Below are 24,216 nucleotides of genomic sequence, written 5' to 3' on the forward strand. Positions count from 1 at the left end.
GGCGTCGGCCACGTCCAGGATGTCATAGCCGCGGTAGTGCAGGTCGTTGCCGGTACGGCCGACAGTGCACAGGGCGGTGTTACCGGCGGTCACGCCCGACAGGGCAACGGACTTCTTGGGCTTCGGGGTGGCGATCGGTTGTGCTTCGGACATCAGGGTCTCCTTGTGAGGTACGGTTCGGCTGGCCTTACTTGGCCTTGCCCTGGGCAAACAGGGCGTCGAGTTTCTGTTCGTAGGCGTGGTAGCCGATGCTCTCGTAGAGTTCGGCGCGAGTCTGCATGGTCTCGACCACGTTCTTCTGGGTGCCGTCGCGGCGGATGGCGGTGTAGACGTTCTCGGCGGCCTTGTTCATCGCGCGGAAGGCCGACAGCGGGTACAGCACCATCGACACGCCGGAGCCGGCCAGTTCGTCGGTGGTGAACAGCGGCGTGGCGCCGAATTCGGTAATGTTGGCCAGCACCGGCACCTTCACCGCGTCGACGAACTTGCGGTACATGGCCAGGTCGGTCATGGCTTCCGGGAAGATCGCGTCGGCGCCAGCCTCGACGCATGCCACGGCGCGCTCGATGGCGCTTTCCAGGCCTTCGACGGCCAGCGCGTCGGTACGCGCCATGATCACGAAGTTCTCGTCGGTACGCGCATCCACGGCGGCCTTGATGCGGTCCACCATCTCGGTCTGCGTGACGATTTCCTTGTTCGGGCGATGGCCGCAGCGCTTGGCGCCAACCTGGTCTTCGATGTGCATGGCACCGGCGCCGGCCTTGATCAGCGAGCGCGTGGTGCGGGCCACGTTGAAGGCCGACGAGCCGAAGCCGGTGTCGACGTCGACCAGCAGCGGCACATCGCACACGTCGCTGATGCGGCGCACGTCGATCAGCACGTCTTCCAGACCCGAGATCCCCAGGTCGGGCAGGCCCAGCGAGCCGGCGGCCACGCCGCCGCCCGACAGGTAGATGGCGCGATAGCCGGCGCGCTTGGCCAGCAGGGCGTGGTTGGCGTTGATGGTGCCCACCACCTGCAGCGGATGCTCTTCAGCCAGGGCCTGGCGGAAGCGGGCGCCGGCCGAACGGGCCAGGTCGGAAGCGGAATAGGTCATGGTTGCAGTGTCTCGTTTCAGGCAATGAAGAACGGGCCCAATACTGCAAGGGGTGTGCCAGGCGCTGGAGCAGGGCGGCGAGATAGGTGTAATGCCTTGATTTGTCGGGATATTTCCCTGCGGGCGGCACGCAGTTGGACGCGCCGAGCATCAATTCACGTCACTATTGCATTGCATGAGTGGAATTCTGATTTCACGATTGAAATTCAAATTCATCGCGGGCACAATGGCGCCACTCTACGCATGAAGCACCATGGCACCTCCCGTCTCTTCTCCCGGCCTGCCGCGCATCTGGGCGCTCGGCATCAGCCGCCTGCAGCGCGCCTTTGCGGAACTGATCCCCGCCTATTCCCACCGTGCGGAGTTCCGCATCGTCGGCCGGGCCTACGATTCGGCGGCCGACGCCATCCGGCGCGAGGCGCGCGAAGGCAAGCTCGATGTGGTGGTATCGGGCGGCTCTAACGGCGCCTACCTGCGCCAGCACGTCGACGTCCCCGTGGTGCTGGTCAAGGTGACCGGCTTCGATGTGATGAGCGCGCTGGCGACCGCGCGCCGCATTTCACCCAATGTTGCGCTCGTGACGCACGCTTCCACCTATGCGGAGGTGGACGAATTCACCCGCGCCTTTTCGCTGTCGATTCCCGCCTACACGTACCTGACCGAGGACGATGCCACCGCGCGCGTCCAGATGCTCAAGCAGGAAGGCGTGAAGGTCGTAGTCGGCCCAGGCCTGGTGACGGACCTGGCGGACCGGCTCGGCCTGATCGGCGTGTTCCTGTACTCGGGCAACTCCGTGCGCATGGCGCTTGAAGACGCGATCGAGGCTGCGCGCCTGCGGCGCATCGAATCCGGCCGGCGCGACTACGTCAACACCATCCTCGCGCACCTCAATGAAGGCGTGGCAGCCGTCGATGGCGAAGGCCGCATCCAGTCGTTCAATCCGGCGATGGAACGGTTCCTTGGCACGCCGGCGGCGAATGCGGTCGGGCGCAAGCTGCAGGCGCTGTCGCCAGGCCTCTCGCTGGACGACGTGATCCAGAGCGGCACCAAGGAACTCGAAGCCATCCAGAAGGTGGGCGATCGCATGGTCGTGGTCAACCGCATCCCGCTCGTCAGCGAGTCCGGCACCACCGGCGCGCTGCTGACCCTGCAGGATGCCACCGCCATCCAGCGCGTGGACCGCAATCTGCGCTCGCGCAGCCGCACGCGGCTGCCGGGCGTGCGCTACAGCCTGGATGACCTGGCAGGTACATCGGTCGCCATGACGCACCTGCGTGACCTGGCGCGGCGCTATGCGGTGGTCGATTCGACCGTGCTGATCGGCGGCGAGAGCGGCACCGGCAAGGAGGTGCTGGCGCAAGGCATGCACGATGCCAGCCCACGCCGCGCGTTCCCGTTCGTTGCCGTCAACTGCGCGGCATTTCCCGAGACACTCCTTGAAAGCGAACTGTTCGGCTACGAGGAAGGCGCCTTCACCGGCGCGCGGCGCGGCGGCAAGGCTGGCCTGTTCGAGTCGGCCCACAACGGCACGCTGTTCCTGGACGAGGTTGGCGACATGCCTCCCGCACTGCAGACGCGCCTGCTGCGCGTGCTGCAGGAAAAGCAGGTGTTGCCGATCGGCGGGCTGGAGGCCGTTCCGGTCAATGTGCGCGTGATCGCCGCCACGCACCGCGACCTCGCGCAGCGCGTGCGCGAGGGCAGCTTCCGCCAGGACCTTTACTACCGCCTGAACATCCTGCGCATCGAGGTGCCGCCGCTGCGCGAGCGTGCCGGGGACCTGCCGGAACTCGCGAACCTGCTTTACCAGCGTGCGCTCGAACGGTTGGGGCTGGAGCACCAGGAAGGCCTGCCGGAAGCAGCCCGCGTCCGGCTGGCCGGCTACCACTGGCCCGGCAATATCCGGGAACTGGAGAACGTGACCGAGCGCATTGCCGTGCTCGTGGCGGGCCGTCCGCTGGAGCCCGCGGAACTGCTGCGCGAACTGCATGCCGCCGTGCCGGAATTGTTCGGCAATGACGGGGGCGAAACGCAAGAGGAGCGGATGGCTGCCGACCTGCCGGCGCAGGATCACGCGCGCGGTAACCGGCAGCGCCGCGTCGGCCGTTCGCTGGCTGGTGTCGCGCAGGCCAGCGAGACCGAGCATATCCGGCGTGTATTGGCCGAATGCGGCGGCGATCGCAACGCGGCGTGCCACATCCTTGGGATCAGCCCGACCACGCTGTGGCGGCGGCTCCGGGCCGACTGAGGGCGCCGGGCACCTTCCTCAAGCGGGCATTTTGCGGAACGCAATCGCGAAGCGGTTCCACGTGTTGATGGCGTTGACCAGCAGCGTCAGGTTGACCAGCTCCGCATCCTCGAAGTGCGGGCGCACGGCTTCCCAGACGGCGTCCGGCACATGGTCCTGCGACACCAGCGTCACGGCTTCGGTCCACGCCAGCGCGGCCCGCTCGCGCTCCGTGAAGAACGGCGTTTCATGCCATACCGACAGCGTAGCCAGCCGCCGGTCATCCTCGCCGTGCTTGCGCGCGTCGCGCGTGTGCAGGTCGATGCAGTAGGCGCAGCCGTTGATCTGCGAGGCACGCAGCCGCACCAGTTCCACCAGCGACTGTTCCAGTCCACTCTTGCCGATCTGCTCTTCCAGTGCCATGACGGCCTTGATGGCAGCCGGACTGGCCTTGTAGAAATCCAGACGTTGTTGCATCGCGTGCTCCTGTTCGGTGTGTGGGTTGCGCGGCGCCGCCGGGCGCCGCCGTGAGAACAAGCGTAGGACGCGGAGTGGCTATGCGAAATGGCCGATCCTGGCAAATTTGAGGTAACCAGTGGGGTTCCAGCTCAGGCGGTGCCCTGGCGCCGGCTGGCAAGGGCGCTGGCCAGCCGGGCAAGCCCCGCATGGATCGCGTCGACGCCGATGCCGCCATAGCCGAACAGCAGCCCCGGCCGTGGCGCCTGGCTGGCAAACATGCCGGCCAGGCCGTAAATCCCGACCGATTCGGCCGCCGCGAGGCGGATCACCTCGCTTTCGTCCTGGGGCGCCCGGATGGCTGCCACCAGGTGGATGCCCACCGCGCACGGCAGCGGCGTGAGCCACGGCGCCAGGTCGCCGCGCAGATGTTCCAGCAGGGCGGTGCGGCGCGCGGCGTATTCCTTGTGCATGCGTCGCAGGTGCTTGGCGAAATAGCCGTCGAGCATGAACTTCGCCAGCGCTAGCTGCGTCATGGTGCAGCTATGCCAGTCGCCCACCTGCTTGGCCCGGCGCAGTGCCGCGCCGAGCGATGCGGGCGGAATGACATAGCCGACGCGCAATTCCGGGAAGATGGTTTTGGAGAAGGTCCCCACATAGGCCACCACGCCGGCCGTGTCCAGGCTCTTGAGCGATTCCATGGGGCGGCCTTCGAAGCGGAACTCGCCGTCGTAGTCATCTTCCACGACGAGCGCGCCGTGGCGTTGCGCCCATTCCAGCAGGGCCAGCCGGCGCTCGAGGCTCATGGGCATGCCCAGCGGGAACTGGTGGGACGGCGTGACATAGACCATCCTGGCGTTCGCCGGCAGCGCGTCGACCACCAGCCCTTCCTCATCCACGGGCACCGGTACCACCTGCGCACCCAGCGCAGCGAAGATGATGCGCGCCGGTGGATAGCCAGGATCTTCCATGGCAACCACTTCGCCGGGGCGGACGGAGACCTTGGTCAGCAAGTCCAGCGCCTGCTGCGCGCCTTGCGTGATGATCACGTCGTGCCAGTGGCTGACCACGGCGCGGCTGAAGGCCAGGTAGCTCGCCACGGCCTGGCGCAACGCCTGCTCGCCGGCCGGGTCGTGGTAGGTGCCGCGCCCGCGCGCCTGCACCCGCAGTGCATGGCCGACACAGCGGCGCCACTGGTCGAACGGAAACAGGCCCTTGTCAGTCACGCCGCCGACGAAGTCGTAGGCTGGCGGTGTGTCCGCGGGCGTCATCGGCAGCGCGTCCTCCATCTGCGACCAGATCGATCCTGTGGCTGGCGAGGTTGCCGGCACGGGAGGCGGCGGCGCCAGCCGCGTCATGGCGTCCGCCACGAAGGTGCCGTCGCCGGTGCGCGAGCGCAGGTAGCCCTCGGCGATCAGCCGCTCGAACACATCGAGCGTGGTCTTGCGCGAGACGCCGAGTTGCAGTGCCAGTTGCCGCGTGGAAGGCAGCCGCTGGCCCGGCGCGAGCCGGCCATCCATGACGCCGGCGCGCAGCTGGCGATAGATCTGGCCGGCCAGGCCCTGGCGGCCGTGGATCGTAAGGTGGACATCCATCGGTTCTGGCTTGAAGGTGGTTTGCGCTGGGTATGGGCAACGGCCCGGGCAGGGCCGCCGCCGGAACCGGGCGCCTGGCTAGCCCGCTCGCGGCGCTGCGTGGGTGAACGGCGCCGGCACCAGCCCTTTTCCGGCCAGCCAATCCTGATTGAAGAGCCGTCCGAAGTAAAGATCGCCGCGGTCGCAGAGCAGGGTGACGATGCTATGCCCCGGTCCCATTTCGCGCGCCAGCGCGACGGCCGCCGCAACGTTGATGCCCGTGGACCCGCCCAGGAACAGTCCTTCTTCGCGCAGCAGGCGATAGACCATGTCGACGCAGGCCTGGTCATCGACCCGCACGGCGTCGTCGATCACGGTGTCCTGCAGGTTGGCGGTGACGCGGCTGGAACCGATGCCCTCGGTGATCGAACTGCCTTCGGACTTCAGTTCGCGGTGCTTGACGAAGTTATACAGGCTGCTGCCGCAAGGATCGGCGAGCACGATGCGCACGTGCGGCGTATGTTCCTTCAGGCAGCGCGAGATCCCTGCCAGCGAGCCGCCGGTACCAGTGGCGCACACGAAGGCGTCGACGCGTCCTGCCGTGTCATGCCAGATCTCCGGCCCGGTGGTTTCGTAGTGGGCCTGGCGGTTGGCCAAGTTGTCGAACTGGTTGGCCCAGATGGCGTTCTCGGTCTGGTCCGCCAGCCGGCCGGCAATCTTCTGGTAGTTGTCCGGGTCGGCGTACGGCTTGGCCGGAACCGCGCGTACCTCGGCGCCGAGCATGCGCAGGCGCTCCATCTTTTCGGGGGACTGGGTATCGGGGATGACCACGATGCAGCGATAGCCGCGCGCGGCGCAGATATGCGCAAGGCCGATGCCGGTATTGCCGGCGGTGCCCTCGACGACCGTGCCGCCCGGCCTGAGGGTGCCGCGGCGTTCGGCGTCGCGGATGATGTAGAGCGCCGCGCGGTCCTTGACCGAGCCGCCGGGATTCAGGAATTCCGCCTTGCCATAGATGTCGCAACCGGTCTCGGCGCTCAGCCCGCCGAGCCGGATCAGCGGCGTGTGTCCGACCGTGCCGACGAAACCATCCCTGATGTCCATGGCGCACTCCTGCCCCGCCCCATGAGGTATGGGGCGTCACCCAGAGTGATAGACCGGGCAGCGGAGATTGACAAGACGGGCGGCGCAGCGCGCCGGACTCTTATGCAACGCCTCTATGCGGTGCCTTTATGCGGCATTCAGCCAGCGGAAGCGGAAGTCGCCTTCGACCAGCTCCTGGCGGGTGGCGTGAAAGTCACGCATATATTCGCGGTTCAGGTGGGACTCCAGCGCGCCCTTGGAATCCCAGACCATGTAGACCACGAAGACTTCGGCGTCTTCGGCGTCCTGCCCGACGTGGTAGTTCAGGCAGCCTGGCTCCGTCAGCCCGCGCGTGCGCAGCGAATCGAGCTGGGTCACCAGGGCTTCGCGGCGATTGGTCTTGGCGCGGGCAATGCCGACTAGCGTGTACGTTCTGGACATGGGATGACCGGCGAGCGTCTGCGGGCGTCAGGTAAGCGTTTGGCGGGCCATTGTAGCCGGGCCCGGCGGCTGGCCCGGAATGCCCGAGGAGCCTGTCTGGACATTTTTCGATGGCTTGACAGCCGCGCCCGCGTCGGTTCCTGACGCACTTTTCCTAAAGTATTGGCCGCAGCTGCCGATATGCGGCCGAGAACGTGGCACCACTTCACACGGGGGCATTGCATGTTGAGACGAATCAGGACGGAGCAACTGCAGGTCGGCATGTTCGTGGCCAAGCTGGGCGGGCCCTGGCACGCGCGGGCGTTCTCGCGGTCGAAATTCCTGGTGGCCAGCGAGGACCAGGTCAGCCAGCTCCGGTCTTCGGGCGTGCAGGAAGTCTGGATCGACATCCTCAAGGGCCGCAACGCGCCGACCCCGCAGGCGGCGCTGAGCCCATGGGAGACGCCGGAACCGGAACCGGCGCCGGCGCCGGTAGCCGCCGCGAGCCTGGAAGCCGAATTCGGCCTCGCGCGCGAATTGCTCCAGTCGGGCAAGTCGGTGATCGGCTCCATGTTTGCCGACGTGCGCATGGGACGCGCGCTGGAGATCGACGGCGCCTTGCTGCTGGTGGACTCGGCGTCGCAGTCGCTGTCGCGGCATTCGCAGGCGCTGATCGCGCTGGCGCGGCTCAAGGCGCGCGACGACTACAGCTATATGCACGCGTTCGCCATGTGCGCGCTGATGGTCGCCGTCGGGCGCACGATGGAGCTGCCGCCCGAAGAGGTGCGCGATCTGGGCCTGGCCGGCCTGGTGCACGACATCGGCAAGCTGACGCTGCCCGAGGCCGTGCTGCACAAGCCCACTTCGCGCAAGCCCGGCGAGGACGAGGAGATCCGTCGCCATCCGTCGACAGGCTATCGCATCCTCAACGAGGCGCGCGTGAATGCGAACATCGTGCTGGACGTTTGCGTGCACCACCATGAGCGCGTGGACGGGCGCGGCTATCCGTTTGGCCTGATGGGGCGCGAACTCAGCGTCCACGCCAAGATCGCGGGCATCTGCGATACCTACGATTCGCTGACTTCCAGCCGCCCGGGGCACCAGGAATGGTCGCCGGCGCGGGCCATGGAGTACATGGCGGTGCGCGTCGACACGCTGTTCGACCGCCGCGTGTTCAAGGCTTTTACGCGCACCGTGGGCATCTATCCGCTAGGTACGGTGCTGCGGTTGCGCTCGAACCGGCTGGCGGTGGTGTGCGCCCAGCATGAGTCCGAACCGCTGCGTCCGCGCGTGATGGCGTTCTACTCGGTAGAGGATTCGAGCCCGCTGACGCCGCAGGTCATCGATTTGCGCCACAGCAGCGATACCGTGGTGGCCTTTGAAGACCCGGCGGACTGGGGCTATACCGACGAGCAGCTGCTGGCTATCTACGCCGGGAAGGGGCAGCCTGGCGCGGTGGAGGCGGCATCAGCCACGGCGATGCCTGGAGCTTAGCCAGCAGGAAGTCGCTGAAGGCCCGGACGCGCGCGCTGCCGCGCAAGTCCGGATGCGTCAGGATCCAGAGCGGCGTGTCCAATGCCGGGTCGGGCGGCGCCAGCCTGACCAGGTCGCGGTCCGGATCGGCAAGCAGGCAGAGCAGCATGCCCGCGCCCATGCCCTGGCGCACGGCCTCGGCCATCGCCACCAGGCTGTCCGCGCAGACTGAGCGGCGGTCCTGCGGCACATTGGCGGCGACCCAGCGCGCCTGGGCCAGGTGTGACAAGGTATCGTCCGGTACCACCCAGTCATAGTTGTCCCACGGCTCGCCATCGCGCGGCGCCCGCCCGCGGCCAAACTGCCGCAGGTAGCCGCGGGCGGCGTAAGGCGCCGTCTGCAGCAGACCGGCCTGGCGGCCGACCAGGTGTTCCGGAGGCGCGGTGGCCGGCCGCACGGCAATATCCGCTTCGCGCCGGTTCAGGTTCAGGAACGTGTTGTTGACCACGATCTGCAGCTGGATGCGCGGGTGCAGGTCGCGGAATTCCGCCAGCATCGGCATCAGCAGGGGGCCAAGCAGCGTGTCCGTGGTGGTGACGCGCAGCGGGCCGCTGAGCTGGGCGTCGAGCCCGCCCAGCTGGCGCTGCGCGGCGTCGATCAGCTCATCCACCATGGCGAGCTGCGCCGCCAGCGTCTCGCCCGCCGAGGTCAGCGCGTAGCCGCCCTGGTGCCGGTCGAACAGGCGGGTGCCGAGGTCATCCTCCAGGCTGGCCAGCCGGCGCAGCACCGTGGAGTGGTTGACCTGCAGCGCCCGAGCCGCCCCAGCCAGCGATCCGGCGCGGCTCACCGCCAGGAAGTACCTCAGGTCGTCCCAGTCTGCGTCGTGCATCTTTGCATAACTCCCGCGCAAGATTGGCAAATTGCCGTGCTCAGGCGCACAGCCTACATTGGCATGGCGCTGCCTGCAAACGCGGGCAGCCCGCTCCCGTACTGACTGACCCCTACCATGTCCTGGACCCTGCTGATCCTTGCCGGCCTGATCGAGATCGTGATGGCGCTGGCGCTCAAACATACCGACGGATGGACGCGTCCCTGGCCGACCGCGCTGGGCATCGGCGCCGCGCTGGCCAGCATCTTCCTGCTCAGCGGGGCGTTGCGCCAGCTGCCGGTAGGGACCGCCTACGCGGTGTGGACCGGCATCGGCGCCATCGGCGTGACGCTCGCCGGCATTGTCTTCCTGGGCGAAAGCGCGGCGCCGGCGCGGCTTGCGCTGATCGCACTCATTTTCGTCGGCATAGGCGGGCTGAAACTGCTGCCCTCATGACGGGCGGGGGCGGGCTCGCCGCCTTTTTGTACACTGTGCGGCTGAGCGAGCTGACTTTTTCCGCCTTTCATGGACTTCGATGCCCTGCCGGACCTGATCCAGCATTACATGCCCACGCGTCCGTGGGCGCAGAACCTCACCTACATGGCGCTCCTGATCCTGGGCGCCACGGTGGCCCAGTGGCTGGTAGCCAAGGTGGTCTCGCGCATGGCGCACCGGCTGCTGGTCATCGCCGGCAACGGCCGCTGGAGCAAGGCGCTCATGCGTCACCGGGTGTACCGGCGCTTTGGCTATGCCGTGTGGTTCGCCGTGATCACGGTGGGCGCCGGCGAGGTACCGAACATCGGCCGCTACGCGCTGGCCGTCGAGCGGATCACGCACGCGGGCACCTGGGTCTGCATCTTCATGATGATGGTCGGCGCGCTGGGCGCCTGGCAGGACGTGTATGCCGGCAGCACGCGTGCGCAGACGCGCTCGATCAAGGGCTATGTGCAGGTGGGGCGCCTGGGCCTCTGGCTGGTGTGCGGCGTGCTGGTGCTGTCGATCCTGATCGACCGCTCGCCGCTGTGGATGCTGTCGGGCATCGGCGCGCTGTCAGCGGTGCTGCTGCTGGTGTTCAAGGACACGCTGCTGTCACTGGTGGCCAGCACCCAGCTGACATCGAACGACATGCTGCGCATCGGCGACTGGATCGAGATGCCGCAATGCAATGCCGACGGCTATGTCAAGGACATCGCCCTGCATACGGTGAAGGTGCAGAACTGGGACAACACCGTGACCACGGTGCCGACCTACAAGCTGTTTTCGGAGAGCTACCGCAACTACCGCCAGATGTTCGAATCGGGCGCGCGCCGCATCAAGCGCACGCTGCGCCTGGACGCCGGCAGCGTGCGTTTCCTGAGCGACGACGAGGTGCATGCGCTGATGCGCTTCCGGCTGCTTCACGACTACCTCGAACAGAAGCAGGCCGAGGTCGACGAGGCCAACCGGCTGCTGGTCGAGGCCGGCGGCGATCCGGTCAACCGCCGGCGCCTGACCAATATCGGCACGTTCCGTGCCTATGGCATTGCCTACCTCAAGGCGCACCCGGATATCCACCAGAACCTGCTGCTCAACGTGCGCATGATGGAGCCCGATTCGCACGGCATTCCGGTCGAGGTCTACTGCTTTACGCGCCTGACCGGGTGGATGGACTACGAGCGCATACAGGGCGACCTGTTCGACCACCTGCTGGCGATCCTGCCCGAGCTGAGCCTGCGCCTGTACCAGGCGCCGTCGGGCGCGGACCTGACAGGGGTGCGCGCCAACCCGGTACTGGCCGCGGCGCAGGTCGCCGCGGTGCAAGCGGCGACACCCGAGACGGCATCGCCGACGCGATAGTCCTCAGCCTGCCACGCGCGGCCTGACGCGCCCGGCGGCTTCCTTGGCGCGCTCGCGTGCGGTGTCGACATTGTCGGCATAGGCCAGCGCTACGCCCATGCGGCGCCTGGCGAAGCTCTCGGGCTTGCCGAACAGGCGCACCTCGGTCTGCGGCACGCGCAGGGCCTCGTCCACGCCGTCGAACACCACGCCCTGGGCCTCCACGCCGCCGTAGATGACGGCGCTGGCGCCAGGGCTCTTCAGTGCCGTGCTGACCGGCAGGCCCAGGATGGCGCGCGCGTGCAGCTCGAACTCGTTCTGCCACTGCGTGGCCATCGTCACCATGCCGGTGTCGTGCGGGCGCGGGCTGACTTCGCTGAACCAGACCTGCTCGCCCTTGACGAACAGCTCCACGCCGAACAGGCCCTGGCCGCCGAGGTCCGAGGTCACCGCGCGCGCAATGTGCTGGGCTTTTTCCAGCGCCGCCGGGTGCATCGGGTGCGGCTGCCAGCTTTCGACATAGTCGCCGCTGACCTGCACGTGGCCGATGGGCGCGCAGAACTGGGTTTCGACCTGGCCGTCGGCGCCAAGCGCGCGCACGGTCAGCAGGGTGATCTCGTAGTCGAAATCGATGAAGCCCTCCACGATCACGCGGCCGTGGCTTACACGGCCGCCGGCCATGGCGTAGTCCCACGCCGCCTTGACGCCTTCAGGCCCGTCGATCTTGCTCTGGCCCTTGCCCGAACTGCTCATGACCGGCTTGACCACGCACGGGTAGCCGATGCCGCCATCGATCGCGGCCTGCAGTTCTTCGAGCGAATCGCAGAACTTGTACGGACTGGTCGGCAGGCCCAGCGTTTCGGCCGCGAGACGGCGGATGCCCTCGCGGTCCATGGTGAGGCGCGCGGCCCTTGCGGTGGGAATCACGCGCACCACGCCGGCAGCCTCCAGTGTTTCGAGCATGGGCGTCGCAATGGCCTCGATCTCGGGCACCACGAGCTGCGGCTGTTCCGCTTCGATCAGCGCCTTGAGCTGGTCCGGATCGCTCATGGCGATGGTGCGGGCATGGTGGGCGACCTGCTGGCCGGGTGCGTTCTCGTAGCGGTCGACGGCAATAGTCTCGACACCGAGCCGCTGCAGCGCAATCAGCACTTCCTTGCCGAGCTCGCCGGAGCCGAGCAGCATGACCTTGGTGGCCGAAGGGGAGAGAGGGGTTCCGATGGTGGTCATGGGGCGTCGTGGCTCGCGAAGCTGGGGAAGCCGGCATTGTAGTGCACGCCGGCGCCTGCCAGCGCGCGTTCCGGGGCGCACACGATTGAATTCACCCCCTCGAAAAGTTTCATGACGGCCTGCGGCCCTGGGCCTGCCTGCCGCGATACATTCGGCAGCTATGGCAAGCAGAAGGAGAGCGCATGGTCACCCGGCGGACTGGCCGCATGTTTGCCGTCTGGAGAATGGTGCATGCGACGGCCGCCATACCAGCATGAATACTCCACCACGATCCGTACGGAATCAGCTTGCCACGCTGCTGGCAGTGCTGGGCTTGTCGGCCTGGGGGGCGGCGCAGGCACAGGATGCTGCGTCGGCAGCCCCGGCGGAAACGAAGCCGGCCCGCAGCCTGTCGGGTTGCGCGCCGACACGCGCTTTTCCACCGGCGACGTGCCGTTCTACGCGCAGCCTTACGTGGACCTGCGCGGCGTGCAGGAGGGCCGCTACCAGGACCGCAATGCCGTCATGGCGGAAATGGAGTTGCGCCGGGATGTCACGCCGCGCTGGTCGCCGCTGGGCTTCACCGGAACCGGCAAGGCCTACGGACGCTGGAACGATTTCTCCGATGCCGCCAACGTCTACAGCGTGGGTGCCGGCTTCCGCTACATGATCGCGCGCAAGCTCGGCGTCTCCATGGGTATCGACGTCGCCCATAGCAAAGGGCAGAACGCGTTCTACATCCAGGTCGGCAGCGCCTGGCATTGAATTGCCGCGCAGCCAGGCTTACGGCGTATTGCGTTGGACGATGCGGTACACCTTGCCGCTACCTGACGAGGTGAACGGGTCGGCCAGCACGTAGATCTCGCCCTGCGCATCCGTGCCAAACGACAGCACGTTGCCGGGGATGGTGATGCCCCAGTCAAGCTGTTCAGCCGCTGCGTCGCGAAAATCGAAGCTGCGCAGCCAGCCGCTGCACAGGTCCGAATACAGGTAGCGGCCGCGCAAGGGCGGCATGGCGCTGCCGCGGTAGACATAGCCGCCGACCACCGCGCAGCCTCCGTTCGCATCATGGCGGTAGTCAAGTTGTGGCTGGGTAATGCCCTGCATGTCGCAGGTCGGCGCCCCGAAGCATGCCGAGCCTTCGGTCCGGTTCCAGCCATAGTTCAGGCCGCCCGTGGCAGATGCGACCACATCGATCTCCTCGTGCTGGTCCTGGCCCACGTCGGCAATGTAGAGGGTGCCGTCCGTGTTGTCGAACGCGAAGCGCCAGGGGTTACGCAGGCCACTTGCCCAAATCTCACTGCGGCGCCCGGGCTGGCCCGCAAACGGATTGCCGGGAGGGATCGCATACGCCTGGCCACCGCTGACATCGATACGCAGCAGTTTGCCCAGCAGCGAATTGAGGTTCTGCGCGTTGCCTGACGGGTCACCTTCGCTGCCGCCATCGCCCGTGCCCAGGTAGAGCATGCCGTCGGGCCCGAAGGCCAGCAGCCCGCCGTTGTGGTTGCTGAAGCTCGGGTGAGGGATGGTGAGCAGGATCGTGGCGGCCGGGTCCGCGACATTGGGGTTCGACGCCGAGACCTGATAGCGTGCAATGGTGATATTGCCCGCCGAGTTGGTGTAGTAGACATAAAAGCGGCCGTTTGCCGCGTACGCGGGATCGAATGCCATCGACAGCAGGCCGCGCTCGCCGTCCGTGGTCGTCAGCGATGCAATATCGAGGAAAGGCGTGGCCAGCAGCGTGCCGCCCTGCATCACGCGGATGCGCCCCGCGCGCTCGACAATGAACAGCCTCGTGTCATTGGCGGGTGACGTCAGGAAGACCGGCTCCGCCAGGCCGCTTGCAACTGCCTGCAGCGCCAGCGCGAAGGGCTGCGACGATCCGTATGTCACGGTGGCGCTTGCCGTGCCGTTGCCCACAGTCACCTGTTGTGTGGCAGGCTGGGGAAAGAACGCGGCCGTGCCGGACAGCACGCTGGCTGCCACCACGGTGTAGATGCCGGACGCCAGGCCGGACAGCGTGGCGCTGCTGCCCAGGCGCTGGCGGAAGCCGGACGGCCCGTTCACGGTCACATCGCCGCTGGTGCCAGGCGGCAGCCCGCCGATGACGACTGCCAGGGCGCCGGCAGGCGGCGTGCCGCTATTGATCGACACCTGCACGCTGCCGCCGCAGGCGGCCGCCAGGATGCAGGCGACCAGCAGCAGGGCAGCGCGCCGGATGCCGGTTCGCGCACGTGACATGGGTATCTCCGTCGGGGGCCTCCCAACGAAGACTAGTTCAGGACACCTCGGAAATCACTGCGCAGGTGTCATGGCGTGGCCAGCGCCGGCGGGCGGCGCTGCGTCGCCACGGCAAAGGCAATCTGGGCCAGGCCCGCGGTCAGGCCAAGGCCCACGCCGACCTGCCAGGCCAGCGTGTACGACCCCAGCGCGTCATACACCAGGCCGCCGCCGAAGGCACCGACAAAGCTGCCGATCTGGTGGCTGAAGAAGGCCATGCCGCCGAGCATGGCCTGCCAGCGCAGGCCGAAGGTCTCGCCGATCCAGCCCGCCACCAGCGGCGCCACGCCAAGCCACAGGAAGCCCATCACCGCTGCAAACACCAGCGTGCTCGACGGCGTGGGTGCCGAGGAGAAATACCACGTCAGCGCCAGCGAACGGATGGTGTAGATGCAGCCCAGCAGCATCAGCTTGTTGACGCGCCCGCCGGCCCAGCCGAAGAAGATGCTGCCCAGCACATTGAAGCCGCCGATGACACCGAGCGCCTTTGCGCTCAGCATCGGGTCCATGCCGCAGATATCGAGATAGGAGGGCAGGTGAGTGGTCAGGAAGACCAGTTGCATGCCGCACACGAAGTAGGCCATTGCCATGACCAGGAACGGTACGTGGCGCAACGCCGAGCCCAGCGCCTGGCGCGCGTTGTGCTGATCCGAGCCTTGCGGCGCGGCGATGGGCAGGCGGTCCACGCGGCCGGCGAACCACGCGGCGGGGAGCATCACCAGCGCCAGCACGACGAAGGCCGCCACGCCGGTGCGCCAGCCAAACGACTGCGCAACCACCTGGCCGATCGGCGCGGCGATCAGCGCACCCAGCGATCCCGCGCCCGATACCAGCCCCAGCACCGTGCTGCGCAATGCCGCAGGCACCGGGCGCGCCGCCACGGCCATGGAGATCGCGCTGCCCGTGCAGGCCATCGACGCACCAATGGCCACGCCCGCACCCAGCGTCACGCCGACCATGCCGTGTGACGTGCACAGCAGCACCAGGCCGATCACATAGAGCAGCGAGCCGCCCATCATCAGCGGCCGGAACCCGACGCGTGTGGCCCACGCGCCCGCGAGCGGTTGCAGCAGGCCCCAGGCCAGGTTCTGCACGGCAATGGCCACAGTGAAATCGGAGACTGAGATGCCGATGTCCCTGGTCAGCGGCGGCATGAAGATGCCCAGGCTCTGGCGCAGCCCCATGGCCAGGCTCAACATGACAGAGGCGCCCAGGAGGATGGGGAGCGCGGGGCGGAGCGCGTCGAAGCGGGATGGCACGGGGGGCGTCGTCTCGGGTCGTTATTGTTGTCCCGATGCACCCGCGCCGTTCCGCATGAGGATTAAGCAGGCGCTGAATTCATCGGGTGAAGCCAGCGTAGGGGCTGGCCGGACGGGTGTCAACGTGCTTGGCACCTGTCCGGCGGCTCGCGGCAAATGTCCTGTGCGGATATCGGTCAGGCTCGGGCAGGCGCCGCTCGCATGTGCTGCGGGTGCTGCGGGTGCTGCGAGGCGTGGATGGCAATGCGGCCGGCGCGAAGGCCGGCCGCACAGGCATGGGATTACCGCTTCATGGCGCTTATCTGCCGGTCCACACCGGCTTGCGCTTCTCGGCGAAGGCGGCGGCGCCTTCGCGGGCATCGGCCGACGAGAACACCGGCGCGACGATCGGGCGCTGGCGTTCGAACATCTCGGCCGCCGGCCAGTCGGCCGACTCGCTGACGATCTGCTTGCTGACCGCCACGGCCATCGGGCCATTGGCGCCGACTTCTTCGGCCAGCGCCAGCGCGGCTTCGAGCGCCTGGCCCGGCTCCGTCAGGCGGTTGACCAGGCCGTAGGCATGCGCCTGCTCGGCGCCGAGCATATTGCCGGTCAGCGCGAACTCCATGGCGATGTGGTACGGCATGCGGCGCGGCAGGCGCATCAGGCCGCCGGCGCCGGCCACCAGGCCGCGCTTGACTTCGGGCAGGCCGAACTTGGCCGCCTTCGAGGCGACGATCAGGTCGCAGGCCAGTGCCATTTCAAAGCCGCCGGCCAGTGCATAGCCTTCCACGGCGGCGATCAGCACCTTGCGCGGCGGCGCCTCGGTCAGGCCGCCGAAGCCGCGGCCCGGCAGGCTAGGGCGCTTGCCGGCCAGGAAGCCCTTCAGGTCCATGCCGGAGCAGAAGGTGCCGCCCGCGCCGGTCAGGATGGCCACGCTCAGGTCGCCGCGCGACTCGAACTGGTCGAGCGCGGCGGCCATGGCCGTCGCGGTTTCGAAGTCCATGGCATTGCGCGCCTCGGGCCGGTTCATCGTGATCAGCAGGATATTGCCGCGTGTTTCGAGTTGCAGCGTTTCGCTCATGCTTGTCCTTGTGTTCCTTGCGGTCGGTTCAGGAGAGACCCGCGGCTCAGCGCGGGGCCATGCGGATGGCGCCATCCAGGCGGATGGTTTCGCCGTTGAGCATGATGTTCTCGAGGATATGCAGGGCGGTCGAGGCATACTCGTCCGGTGCGCCCAGGCGCGCGGGGTGCGGCACCATGGCGCCCAGCGAGGTACGCACGTTTTCCGGGAGCTTGGCTAGCAGCGGCGTGTCGAACAGGCCAGGGGCGATCGTGCAGACGCGGATGGCGCGTTGCGCCAGGTCGCGCGCGGCCACCAGCGTCATGCCGACGATGCCGGCCTTGGCCGACGAATACGGGATCTGGCCGATCTGGCCTTCATAGGCGGCCACCGAAGCGGTCAGCACGCACGCTCCGCGCTCGCCGTCCACCATTTCGTTCTTCGCCATGCGTGCGGCACCGAGGCGCAGCGCATTGAACGTGCCGATCAGGTTGATGCGGACGATCGATTCGTACTTTTCCAGCGAACCGGGCGAGCCGTCCTTCTCGACGACGCGTACCGGGCCACCCAGGCCGGCGCAGTGCACCAGCGCGCGCAGCGGCGCGAGGGCCTCGGCGGCGTCATAGACGGCGTTCATCTGGTCGGTGTCGCAGACATCGGCCTTGACGAAGCGGGCCTTGGGACCCAGTTCGTCCACGGCGGCATGGCCGCGTTCTTCCGACAGGTCGGCAATCACCACGCTCACGCCACGCTCGATCAGGCGGCGCGCGGTGGCCAGGCCCAGGCCGGACGCGCCGCCGGTTACGACGGCGGACATCTCTGCGGTCAGTTTCATCTTGAGTCTCCGGTTCTGTTCAGGGATTTGGGTATTCGGGAAATACAGCACGAACCAGGACCAAGCCCGGCCCGTGCAAAGGCCTTACAGGCGCTCGATGATGGTCGCATTGGCCATGCCGCCGGCCTCGCACATCGACTGCAGGCCGTAGCGGCCGCCGCTGTCTTCCAGCGCATGCAGCATGGTCGTCATCAGGCGCACGCCCGACGCACCGAGCGGGTGGCCCAGCGCGATCGCGCCGCCACGCGGGTTCAGGCGCGCGGCGTCGGCGCCCAGCGCCTTCTGCCAGGCCAGCGGCACGCAGGCGAACGCCTCGTTGATCTCGTAGTGGTCGATCTGGTCCAGCTTCAGGCCGCTCTTCCTGATGGCGCGCTGGCTGGCCGGGATCGGCGCGGTCAGCATCATCACCGGATCGTCGCCGCACACGTCGAAGGCCACGAAGCGCGCGCGCGGCTTCAGGCCCAGGCGTTGTGCCGCCGCTTCGCTCATCAGCAGCATGGCCGAGGCGCCGTCGCTGATCTGCGAGGCATTGCCGGCGGTCACGTTCCAGCCGATCTGCGGGAAGCGCGCGCTCAGTTCGTCATTGCGGAACGAAGCCTGCAGCGTGCCGAGCTTCTCGACCGACGTGCCGGGGCGAATCGTCTCGTCGTGCTCGATCACCCCGTTGGGCGTCACGATCGGCAGGATCTCGCGGCGGAACGCGCCGGCTTCGCGCGCGGCGGCGGCCAGTTCATGCGAGCGGGCCGAGTAGCCGTCCATTTGTTCTCGCGACAGCTCGTACTTGGCGGCCACCAGTTCGGCGGCGACGCCCTGCGACACCAGGCCCGGCGCATAGCGTGCTTCCATCGACGGGCCATAGGGGTTCTGGCCGATGCGTGCCGAACCCATCGGCACGCGGCTCATCGACTCGATGCCGCAAGCGATCACGATGTCATAGGCGCCGGCCATGATGCCCTGCGCGGCAAAGTGCACTGCCTGCTGGCTCGAGCCGCACTTGCGGTCGATCGTGGTGGCCGGCACGTGGTCGGGGAAACCGGCCGCCAGCCACGCTACGCGGCCCGGGCCGGCGGACTGCTCGCCGGCCTGCGTGACGCAGCCCGTGATGACGTCGTCCACCAGGCCCGGGTCCAGCTTGTTGCGTTCCACCAGGCCCTTGAGCACCTGGGCCAGCAGTTCGGTGGCGTGCAGTTCGGTGAAAGCCGAACCCGGCTTGGAGCGGCCCATCGGGCTGCGGATGGCGTCAACGATGACGGCTTGTTGCATGGGGTGGTCTCCTGAAAAGAAAAGGCAGCTGCGGATAGCAAGTGGCGAGCGACGAGGCGGATATTGAGACTTCAGTGCCGAAAAGTGATCGTCGGATACGATGATTTGGAATTCTCGCGTCGGAAATTCGGCAAGTAAACTCAAAAATCCGCATTTGACTTCGGAAAAAACGAAGGGCAACATCCGGGTTTCGAGACTCTGGTATCAAAAAACTCAAGATTCCGACGTGGATATGGCTAATGATCGACATGCATCCATGACATCGCCAGGCTCCGGTGGCAGTGACACCGAAGGCGAAGCCCGCCTGGTCAGCGCGCTGGCGCGCGGCATTTCCATCCTCAACTGCTTTTCACCGACCGTGCAGGAACTCAGTAGCCGCGAGCTGATGGAGCGCACGGGCCTGGCCAAGCCGACCCTGTTCCGCCTGCTCGACACCTTGTGCGAGCTGGGCCTGCTGCATTATTCGGAGCGCCTGTCGCGCTACGTGCCGGGCGTGGGGCTGGTGAACCTGGCTGCGCCGGCACTGGCCCGCATGACAGTGCGGCAGCTCGCGCGACCTCTTATGCAGGAGCTGGCCGATCACATTGAAGGACAGGTGGAACTCATGGTCGGCTACGGGCATACGCTGACCTATGTGGAGATTGCGCAGGGCGTCCGCAGCCGTGTGTACCGACCGGAGGTCGGCACGCGCGTGTCGATGTCGCGCACGGCGTCGGGGCGTGCGTATCTGTCGATGATGGGCGAGGCGGAGCGCAACGCCTACCTGGAGCACCTGCGTGTCACGGATCCGCAGCGCGAGAGCTGGCTGCAGGGACGGCTGGCCGAGGCCGTGCACGACCTGGACGAGCACGGCTTCTGCCGCGGGCACCGCGACCTGCATCGGGAAATCGAGGCGATTGCCGTGCCTATGCGCGCCCGGCGCGATGGTGAAGCGTGGCTGTTCGCGGCATCGGTGCCTGTGTTCAGCCAGCAGAGCAAGCAGTTGTTCGAGGACGTCGGGCCGCGGTTGGTCACGCTAGTGCGCAACGTGGAAGGTTCGCTCGGGGCGGCGGGATAGCGCAGCTTGTTGCCAAGAGCGACAACCACAACCGTCGCCCATCCCCCGAGTCCGCCGAATAACCAAAGATGACCTCGGGAGCAGGCCAGCCCACCGCCCTTAGTTCCCCGTGAACACCGGCTTGCGCTTCTCCAGGAACGCCTGCACCGCTTCACGATGATCGGCGGTCTGGTGCGACAGCGCCTGGAAGCCGGCCGAAAGCTCCAGCAGCGTGTCCAGTCGCGTGTACATGCCTTCTCGCATCAGCCGCTTGGCCAGCCGCACGGCATGGGGCGGGTTGGCCGCGATGCGCTCGGCCAGCGCGTTCGCGGCGGGCAGCAGTTCCTCCGGTGGCACCACGCGCGACACCAGGTTCCACTCCAGCGCCTGCTGGGCGCTGATGGGCTCGCCGGTGAAGATCATCTCGGCGGCACGCGACAGGCCGATCACGCGCGGCAGCAGCCATGCGCCGCCATCGCCGGGGATGATGCCCAGCCGCACGAACGATTCCGCGAACTGCGCGCGCTCCGAGGCAATGCGGATGTCGCACATGCAGGTCAGGTCCAGGCCGGCCCCCATGGCCGCGCCGTTGACCGCGGCGATCACCGGGACCTCGAGGTTGAACAGCGCCAGCGGCAGGCGCTGGATGCCGCAGCGGTAGTCCTGGCGGATCTCCATGCCGGTCACCTGGCCCGAGGCCTGGCGTTCCATGTCGTGGATATTGCCGCCCGACGAAAACGCGGTGCCAGCACCGGTGATGATGACGGCGCGCACGCTGCGGTCGCCATGGATGCGGTCGATGGCCGCCAGGAATTCATCGACGGCGGTATTGCCGGTCAGCGGGTTGCGGCGCTCGGGCTCGTTCATGGTCAGGGTCACGATGTGGCCCTGCTGCGCGTAGCGAAGGAATTCAGCCATGTTGTGGTCTCTCCGTTTCTGAGGATCTGAAAACTCGTTATTGCTTCGGGATGCCGGCCTGTTCGGCCGCGTCCGACCAGCGGCGGATATCCGCAAGCTGGAAGCGCCGCAGTTCGTCCGCGCCGGAGACAAAGACATCCCAGTTGGTGCGCGCGAGGAATTCGGCGGACTCGCGCGTGCTGTAGATCTCGACAATCGCCTGCTCCAGTTTATGCAGCACCGGCTTGGGCGTGCGGGCCGGCGCGAACGCGGCGGTCCAGTTCACCATGAAGTAGCCGGGAAAGCCGCTTTCCTGCAGCGTGGGCGTATCGGGGCGGCTGGCCAGGCGCTTGTCGCCCGTCACGGCCAGGATGCGCAGCTTGCCGGCCTGCAGCAGCGGCAGGGTGGCGCCGTAGTCGGCAAAGGCAAAGTCGATCTGGCCCGCGGCCACATCGGTCAGCGCAGGCGCCGCGCCCTTGTAGGGCACGTGGTTGGCCTTTACGCCTGCGCGCGTCAGGAACAGTTCGGTGGCGATCTGGTAGGACGCGCTGCCGCCGCCATAGTTGAGCTTGCCGGGATTGCGGCGCGCGGCATCGACCAGTCCGGCCACGTCGCGATAGGACGATGAGGCGGGTACCACCAGCGCCATGGCGCCCACGCCAAGCCGCGCAATGGGCGCCAGGTCGTGCACCGGGTCATAGGGCAGCTTGCGGAACATGGCCACGTTGGTGGCGACGGGGGAGTTGCTGGCCAGCAGCAGCGTATAACCGTCCGGCTCGGCGCTGACCACCGCCTGCGCGGCAATGAAGCTGTTGCCGCCAGGGCGGTTTTCGACCACCACCGGCTTGCCGAGCTTTTCCTCGAGCTTGCGCGCCACGTAGCGCGCATTGGTATCGGTTCCGCTACCCGGCGGAAAGGACACGACCAGCTTGATCGGCTTGTCCGGGTACTCGGCCCGGGCCGGCGCCGCCGGGAGCGCCAGCATGCCAAGGATCGAAACGCCCGCGATGGCGAGCACGCGCGTGGTGACGGTCTGCATGTTGTCTCCTCATGTTCGGATGCGCACTGTCAGTGCGTCTGTGTCGCCAAGGCTAAGGGGAGCAGCATGGCTTCGTCCAATATTCATTTGTTGGTAAGTGATATCCGTTAGATATCGTCGCGCAACAAATGAATATTGGACACCGATGCCCGCGCACTCCTAAGCTGGACCCGGTTGTCCGCCTGGGCAGGCCGGCGTGTTGTAGGCGCAGCCGATGGTCGCTGCAAACCAGATACCAACCAGGAGGAGACCGCAGTGAAGACCAGATTTCCGTTGCGCCTGGCAGCCGTGATGGCGGCGGCCGTTGCTGGCGTTGTGGCTTTGCCCGCGATCGCGCAAACGCGCGCGCAGCCGATCCGCTTTGTCGTGCCCTATCCGCCTGGCGGCGCGGCGGACCAGATCACGCGCCTCGTGGCGCAGCAGGCGAGCGTCACGCTGGGCACGCCCATCGTGGTCGACAACAAGGGCGGGGCGGGCGGCATCATCGCCGCCGAGACCGTGGCCCGGGCCGAGCCCGATGGCAAGACCTTCCTGGTGGGGTCCAATGCGCCGCTGGTCATCAACAGCGCGCTCTACACCACGCTGCCGTATGACCCGGTCAAGGATTTCAAGCCGGTCGCCGGCATGGGCAAGTCGCCGCTGCTGCTGGTCACGCGGCAGGACTTGCAGGTGAAGTCCCTGAGGGGCCTGGTGGCCCTGGGCAAGCAGTCGCCCGGCAAGCTCACCATGGGTTCGGCCAGCAGCGGCAATATCACGCACCTGGCCGGTGAATACGCGGCTTCGCAGCTCGGCTTCCAAGTCACGCACGTGCCGTTCGCGGGCAGCGCGCCGGCCATCATCAGCCTGATTGGCAAGAACATCGACCTGATGTTCGACGCCTTGCCTTCGTCGATGCAGCAGGCGAAGAGCGGCAAGCTGCATGCGCTGGCGATCCTGGACCGCAGCCGCTTTCCGCTGCTGCCCGATGTACCCACCATGCAGGAGCTGGGTTATCCGGGACTGGAGGCCAGCGCATGGTTCGGCGTCGTGGCGCCGGCGCGTACGCCTGACGCGGCCATCGCAGGGCTGAACCGCGCCATCAACGATGCGCTGAAGCAAGCGGACCTGCAGGACAAGCTGCGTGCGATCGGCGCGCAACCGATGCCGGGCTCGGCGGAAGCGTTTGGCCAGTTCGTGGGCGACGAGCGGGCGCGGTGGATTCCGCTGGCGAAGACGCTGGGGGTGAAGGCGGACTAGAGGAGGGGCGCAAGCCGGTGCCCGTCATCCCGGGCACGGCGGTCGCCAATCGAGTCCAGGCCCTGAGTCACTGGCGGGAACGCACTGCGCGCGCGTTCCCGCCCGGTCTTCAATCCTCCGCCACGAAGCCGGTAGCCTCCACGATCGGCCGCCACGCGGCGCGCTCCACCTGGATGCGATGCCGCGCTTCCTGCCCGGGCCTGGCCACCACCTCCAGGCCCAGCGCTTCCAGCTTGGCTGCGGTGGACGCATTTGCCGAGGCGGCCAGGAACATCTTCTCGACCTTGGCCAGTACATCGGGCTGCGTGCCGGCGGGCACGAACACGCCGTACCAGCTCGTGGCGTAGTCATACTGGCTGAAGCCCTGTTCCTTCATAGTCGGCACTTCGGGCAGCGCCTTGGCGCGCCGCGTGCCGCTCACGCCAAGGAACTGCAGCTTGCCGCCTTTGTAGAGCGGCATCATGCTGGCCACCGCGTCCCAGCCGATCGACACATTGCCGCTGATCACGTCGACAAGCATCGGCGATGCGCCGCGATAGGCGGCCGGCGTAATGGCCACGCCGGCGGACTTGCCCAGCGCCACCGTACCGAGATGGCCCGCGCTGCCGATCGTGGCCAGGCCAAGGCTGGCCTTGTCCGGATTGCGGCGCGCCCAGTCCAGGTATTCCTTCATGTTCTTGTAAGGCTGCTGCACGCCGGCCGCGACCACGGTCGGCACATCGGTCAGCACGGCGGCCGGGACCAGGTCCTTGTCCGCGTCATACGAGAGCTTCTTGTAGGTCAGCGGGAAGATGGTGAACAGCGGCGACGGCCCGATGAACACGGTCTTGCCGTCGGGCCTGGAGCGCTTGACGTAGTCCAGCGCAAGCCGCGCCGAGGCGCCGGGACGGTTTTCCACGATGACGGTGCCGTGGCCGTCCTGGCGCAGCTGCTCGGCATAGAGGCGAGCCAGGCTGTCGGCGGCACCGCCCGGTGCGTAGCCGACGATGATATGCATGGGCTCGGCGCTGTCCGCGGCGCGTGCGGAACCGGCAGGAATGGCCGTGTCGATGGCCATGGCGGACAGCGCCAGAAGGGAGAGCGAGAACTTACGGCGTGAGGCTTGGGACAT

21 protein-coding genes and 2 pseudogenes are annotated in these 24,216 nt (G+C 67.3%); 7 read left to right on the forward strand and 16 right to left on the reverse strand.

Annotation, left to right across the window (positions count from 1 at the left end; genetic code table 11):
• Positions 1-153 (reverse strand): annotated as a pseudogene (locus AC3FNH_RS30885) (2-methylcitrate synthase); the annotation flags it as partial.
• A gap of 34 nt (positions 154-187) precedes the next feature.
• Complete coding sequence (prpB, locus tag AC3FNH_RS30890) at positions 188-1,096, reverse strand: methylisocitrate lyase (RefSeq protein WP_011297971.1); 909 nt, start codon at positions 1,094-1,096, stop codon at positions 188-190.
• Positions 1,097-1,349: 253 nt separating this feature from the next.
• Here prpB and prpR point away from each other — a divergent pair, with 253 nt between their 5' ends.
• Entirely contained in the window at positions 1,350-3,341 is a 1,992-nt protein-coding gene (gene prpR / locus AC3FNH_RS30895) for a propionate catabolism operon regulatory protein PrpR (protein ID WP_488722795.1), read from the forward strand.
• Positions 3,342-3,359: 18 nt separating this feature from the next.
• On the opposite strand, the gene AC3FNH_RS30900 is transcribed toward prpR, so the two are convergent.
• The 4 genes from AC3FNH_RS30900 to AC3FNH_RS30915 all read right to left on the reverse strand — a co-directional run bounded on the left by AC3FNH_RS30900 (position 3,360) and on the right by AC3FNH_RS30915 (position 6,874).
• On the reverse strand, positions 3,360-3,797 hold the full coding sequence (locus AC3FNH_RS30900; protein WP_488722796.1) for a carboxymuconolactone decarboxylase family protein: 438 nt from the start codon (positions 3,795-3,797) through the stop codon (positions 3,360-3,362).
• 131 nt (positions 3,798-3,928) lie between these two features.
• A complete protein-coding gene (gene pdxR / locus AC3FNH_RS30905) occupies positions 3,929-5,371 on the reverse strand; it encodes a MocR-like pyridoxine biosynthesis transcription factor PdxR (protein WP_488722797.1) in 1,443 nt (480 codons plus the stop codon).
• A 78-nt stretch (positions 5,372-5,449) separates the two neighbouring features.
• Complete coding sequence (locus AC3FNH_RS30910; RefSeq protein ID WP_276100427.1) at positions 5,450-6,454, reverse strand: cysteine synthase A; 1,005 nt, start codon at positions 6,452-6,454, stop codon at positions 5,450-5,452.
• 126 nt (positions 6,455-6,580) lie between these two features.
• Positions 6,581-6,874 carry a putative quinol monooxygenase gene (locus AC3FNH_RS30915; RefSeq protein ID WP_276100428.1) on the reverse strand — a complete coding sequence of 98 codons (294 nt, stop codon included), beginning with the start codon at positions 6,872-6,874 and terminating at the stop codon, positions 6,581-6,583.
• Between the two features lie 222 nt (positions 6,875-7,096).
• Between AC3FNH_RS30915 and AC3FNH_RS30920 the strand changes: the two genes are divergently transcribed.
• Positions 7,097-8,347: a cyclic di-GMP phosphodiesterase gene (locus tag AC3FNH_RS30920; protein ID WP_488722798.1), complete on the forward strand. Its 1,251-nt coding sequence runs from the start codon at positions 7,097-7,099 to the stop codon at positions 8,345-8,347.
• On the opposite strand, the gene AC3FNH_RS30925 is transcribed toward AC3FNH_RS30920, so the two are convergent.
• Positions 8,277-9,215: a LysR family transcriptional regulator gene (locus tag AC3FNH_RS30925; RefSeq protein ID WP_488722799.1), complete on the reverse strand. Its 939-nt coding sequence runs from the start codon at positions 9,213-9,215 to the stop codon at positions 8,277-8,279. The two genes, AC3FNH_RS30920 and AC3FNH_RS30925, sit on opposite strands and share 71 nt — an antisense overlap.
• A 117-nt stretch (positions 9,216-9,332) precedes the next feature.
• Here AC3FNH_RS30925 and AC3FNH_RS30930 point away from each other — a divergent pair, with 117 nt between their 5' ends.
• Together AC3FNH_RS30930 and AC3FNH_RS30935 are read left to right on the forward strand one after the other, a co-directional pair.
• Positions 9,333-9,650, forward strand: a complete 318-nt coding sequence (locus tag AC3FNH_RS30930) for a DMT family transporter (RefSeq protein WP_276100431.1) — start codon at positions 9,333-9,335, stop codon at positions 9,648-9,650.
• 69 nt (positions 9,651-9,719) lie between these two features.
• Positions 9,720-11,030 carry a mechanosensitive ion channel family protein gene (locus tag AC3FNH_RS30935; protein WP_488722800.1) on the forward strand — a complete coding sequence of 437 codons (1,311 nt, stop codon included), beginning with the start codon at positions 9,720-9,722 and terminating at the stop codon, positions 11,028-11,030.
• A 3-nt stretch (positions 11,031-11,033) separates the two neighbouring features.
• On the opposite strand, the gene purT is transcribed toward AC3FNH_RS30935, so the two are convergent.
• Positions 11,034-12,239, reverse strand: coding sequence for a formate-dependent phosphoribosylglycinamide formyltransferase (purT, locus tag AC3FNH_RS30940; protein WP_276100434.1), 1,206 nt, complete (start codon positions 12,237-12,239; stop codon positions 11,034-11,036).
• Between the two features lie 390 nt (positions 12,240-12,629).
• Here purT and AC3FNH_RS30945 point away from each other — a divergent pair.
• A pseudogene (locus AC3FNH_RS30945) lies at positions 12,630-12,983 on the forward strand (BamA/TamA family outer membrane protein); the annotation flags it as partial.
• An 18-nt stretch (positions 12,984-13,001) separates the two neighbouring features.
• Here AC3FNH_RS30945 and AC3FNH_RS30950 read toward each other — a convergent pair.
• The 5 genes from AC3FNH_RS30950 to AC3FNH_RS30970 form a co-directional block, all read right to left on the reverse strand.
• Positions 13,002-14,459 (reverse strand): PQQ-dependent sugar dehydrogenase, encoded by a 1,458-nt coding sequence (locus AC3FNH_RS30950; protein ID WP_488722801.1) that lies wholly within the window; start codon positions 14,457-14,459, stop codon positions 13,002-13,004.
• 68 nt (positions 14,460-14,527) lie between these two features.
• The gene (locus tag AC3FNH_RS30955) at positions 14,528-15,697 is read right to left on the reverse strand and encodes an MFS transporter (RefSeq protein ID WP_488722802.1); all 1,170 of its coding nucleotides are present in this window, start codon (positions 15,695-15,697) and stop codon (positions 14,528-14,530) included.
• A 358-nt stretch (positions 15,698-16,055) separates the two neighbouring features.
• Positions 16,056-16,820: a crotonase/enoyl-CoA hydratase family protein gene (locus tag AC3FNH_RS30960; protein WP_488722803.1), complete on the reverse strand. Its 765-nt coding sequence runs from the start codon at positions 16,818-16,820 to the stop codon at positions 16,056-16,058.
• A 46-nt stretch (positions 16,821-16,866) separates the two neighbouring features.
• Positions 16,867-17,634 (reverse strand): SDR family NAD(P)-dependent oxidoreductase, encoded by a 768-nt coding sequence (locus AC3FNH_RS30965; RefSeq protein WP_488722804.1) that lies wholly within the window; start codon positions 17,632-17,634, stop codon positions 16,867-16,869.
• Between the two features lie 84 nt (positions 17,635-17,718).
• Positions 17,719-18,897 carry a thiolase family protein gene (locus AC3FNH_RS30970; RefSeq protein WP_488722805.1) on the reverse strand — a complete coding sequence of 393 codons (1,179 nt, stop codon included), beginning with the start codon at positions 18,895-18,897 and terminating at the stop codon, positions 17,719-17,721.
• Positions 18,898-19,153: 256 nt separating this feature from the next.
• Here AC3FNH_RS30970 and AC3FNH_RS30975 point away from each other — a divergent pair, with 256 nt between their 5' ends.
• Entirely contained in the window at positions 19,154-19,954 is an 801-nt protein-coding gene (locus AC3FNH_RS30975) for an IclR family transcriptional regulator (protein ID WP_488722806.1), read from the forward strand.
• Between the two features lie 99 nt (positions 19,955-20,053).
• On the opposite strand, the gene AC3FNH_RS30980 is transcribed toward AC3FNH_RS30975, so the two are convergent.
• Entirely contained in the window at positions 20,054-20,851 is a 798-nt protein-coding gene (locus AC3FNH_RS30980) for a crotonase/enoyl-CoA hydratase family protein (RefSeq protein WP_488722807.1), read from the reverse strand.
• A 37-nt stretch (positions 20,852-20,888) separates the two neighbouring features.
• The gene (locus AC3FNH_RS30985; protein ID WP_488722812.1) at positions 20,889-21,815 is read right to left on the reverse strand and encodes a Bug family tripartite tricarboxylate transporter substrate binding protein; all 927 of its coding nucleotides are present in this window, start codon (positions 21,813-21,815) and stop codon (positions 20,889-20,891) included.
• A gap of 345 nt (positions 21,816-22,160) precedes the next feature.
• Between AC3FNH_RS30985 and AC3FNH_RS30990 the strand changes: the two genes are divergently transcribed.
• Positions 22,161-23,105 carry a Bug family tripartite tricarboxylate transporter substrate binding protein gene (locus tag AC3FNH_RS30990; RefSeq protein ID WP_488722813.1) on the forward strand — a complete coding sequence of 315 codons (945 nt, stop codon included), beginning with the start codon at positions 22,161-22,163 and terminating at the stop codon, positions 23,103-23,105.
• Between the two features lie 109 nt (positions 23,106-23,214).
• Here AC3FNH_RS30990 and AC3FNH_RS30995 read toward each other — a convergent pair whose 3' ends face one another.
• Complete coding sequence (locus AC3FNH_RS30995; RefSeq protein ID WP_488722808.1) at positions 23,215-24,216, reverse strand: Bug family tripartite tricarboxylate transporter substrate binding protein; 1,002 nt, start codon at positions 24,214-24,216, stop codon at positions 23,215-23,217.

The organism is Cupriavidus sp. 22TCCZM01-5 (assembly GCF_057798915.1).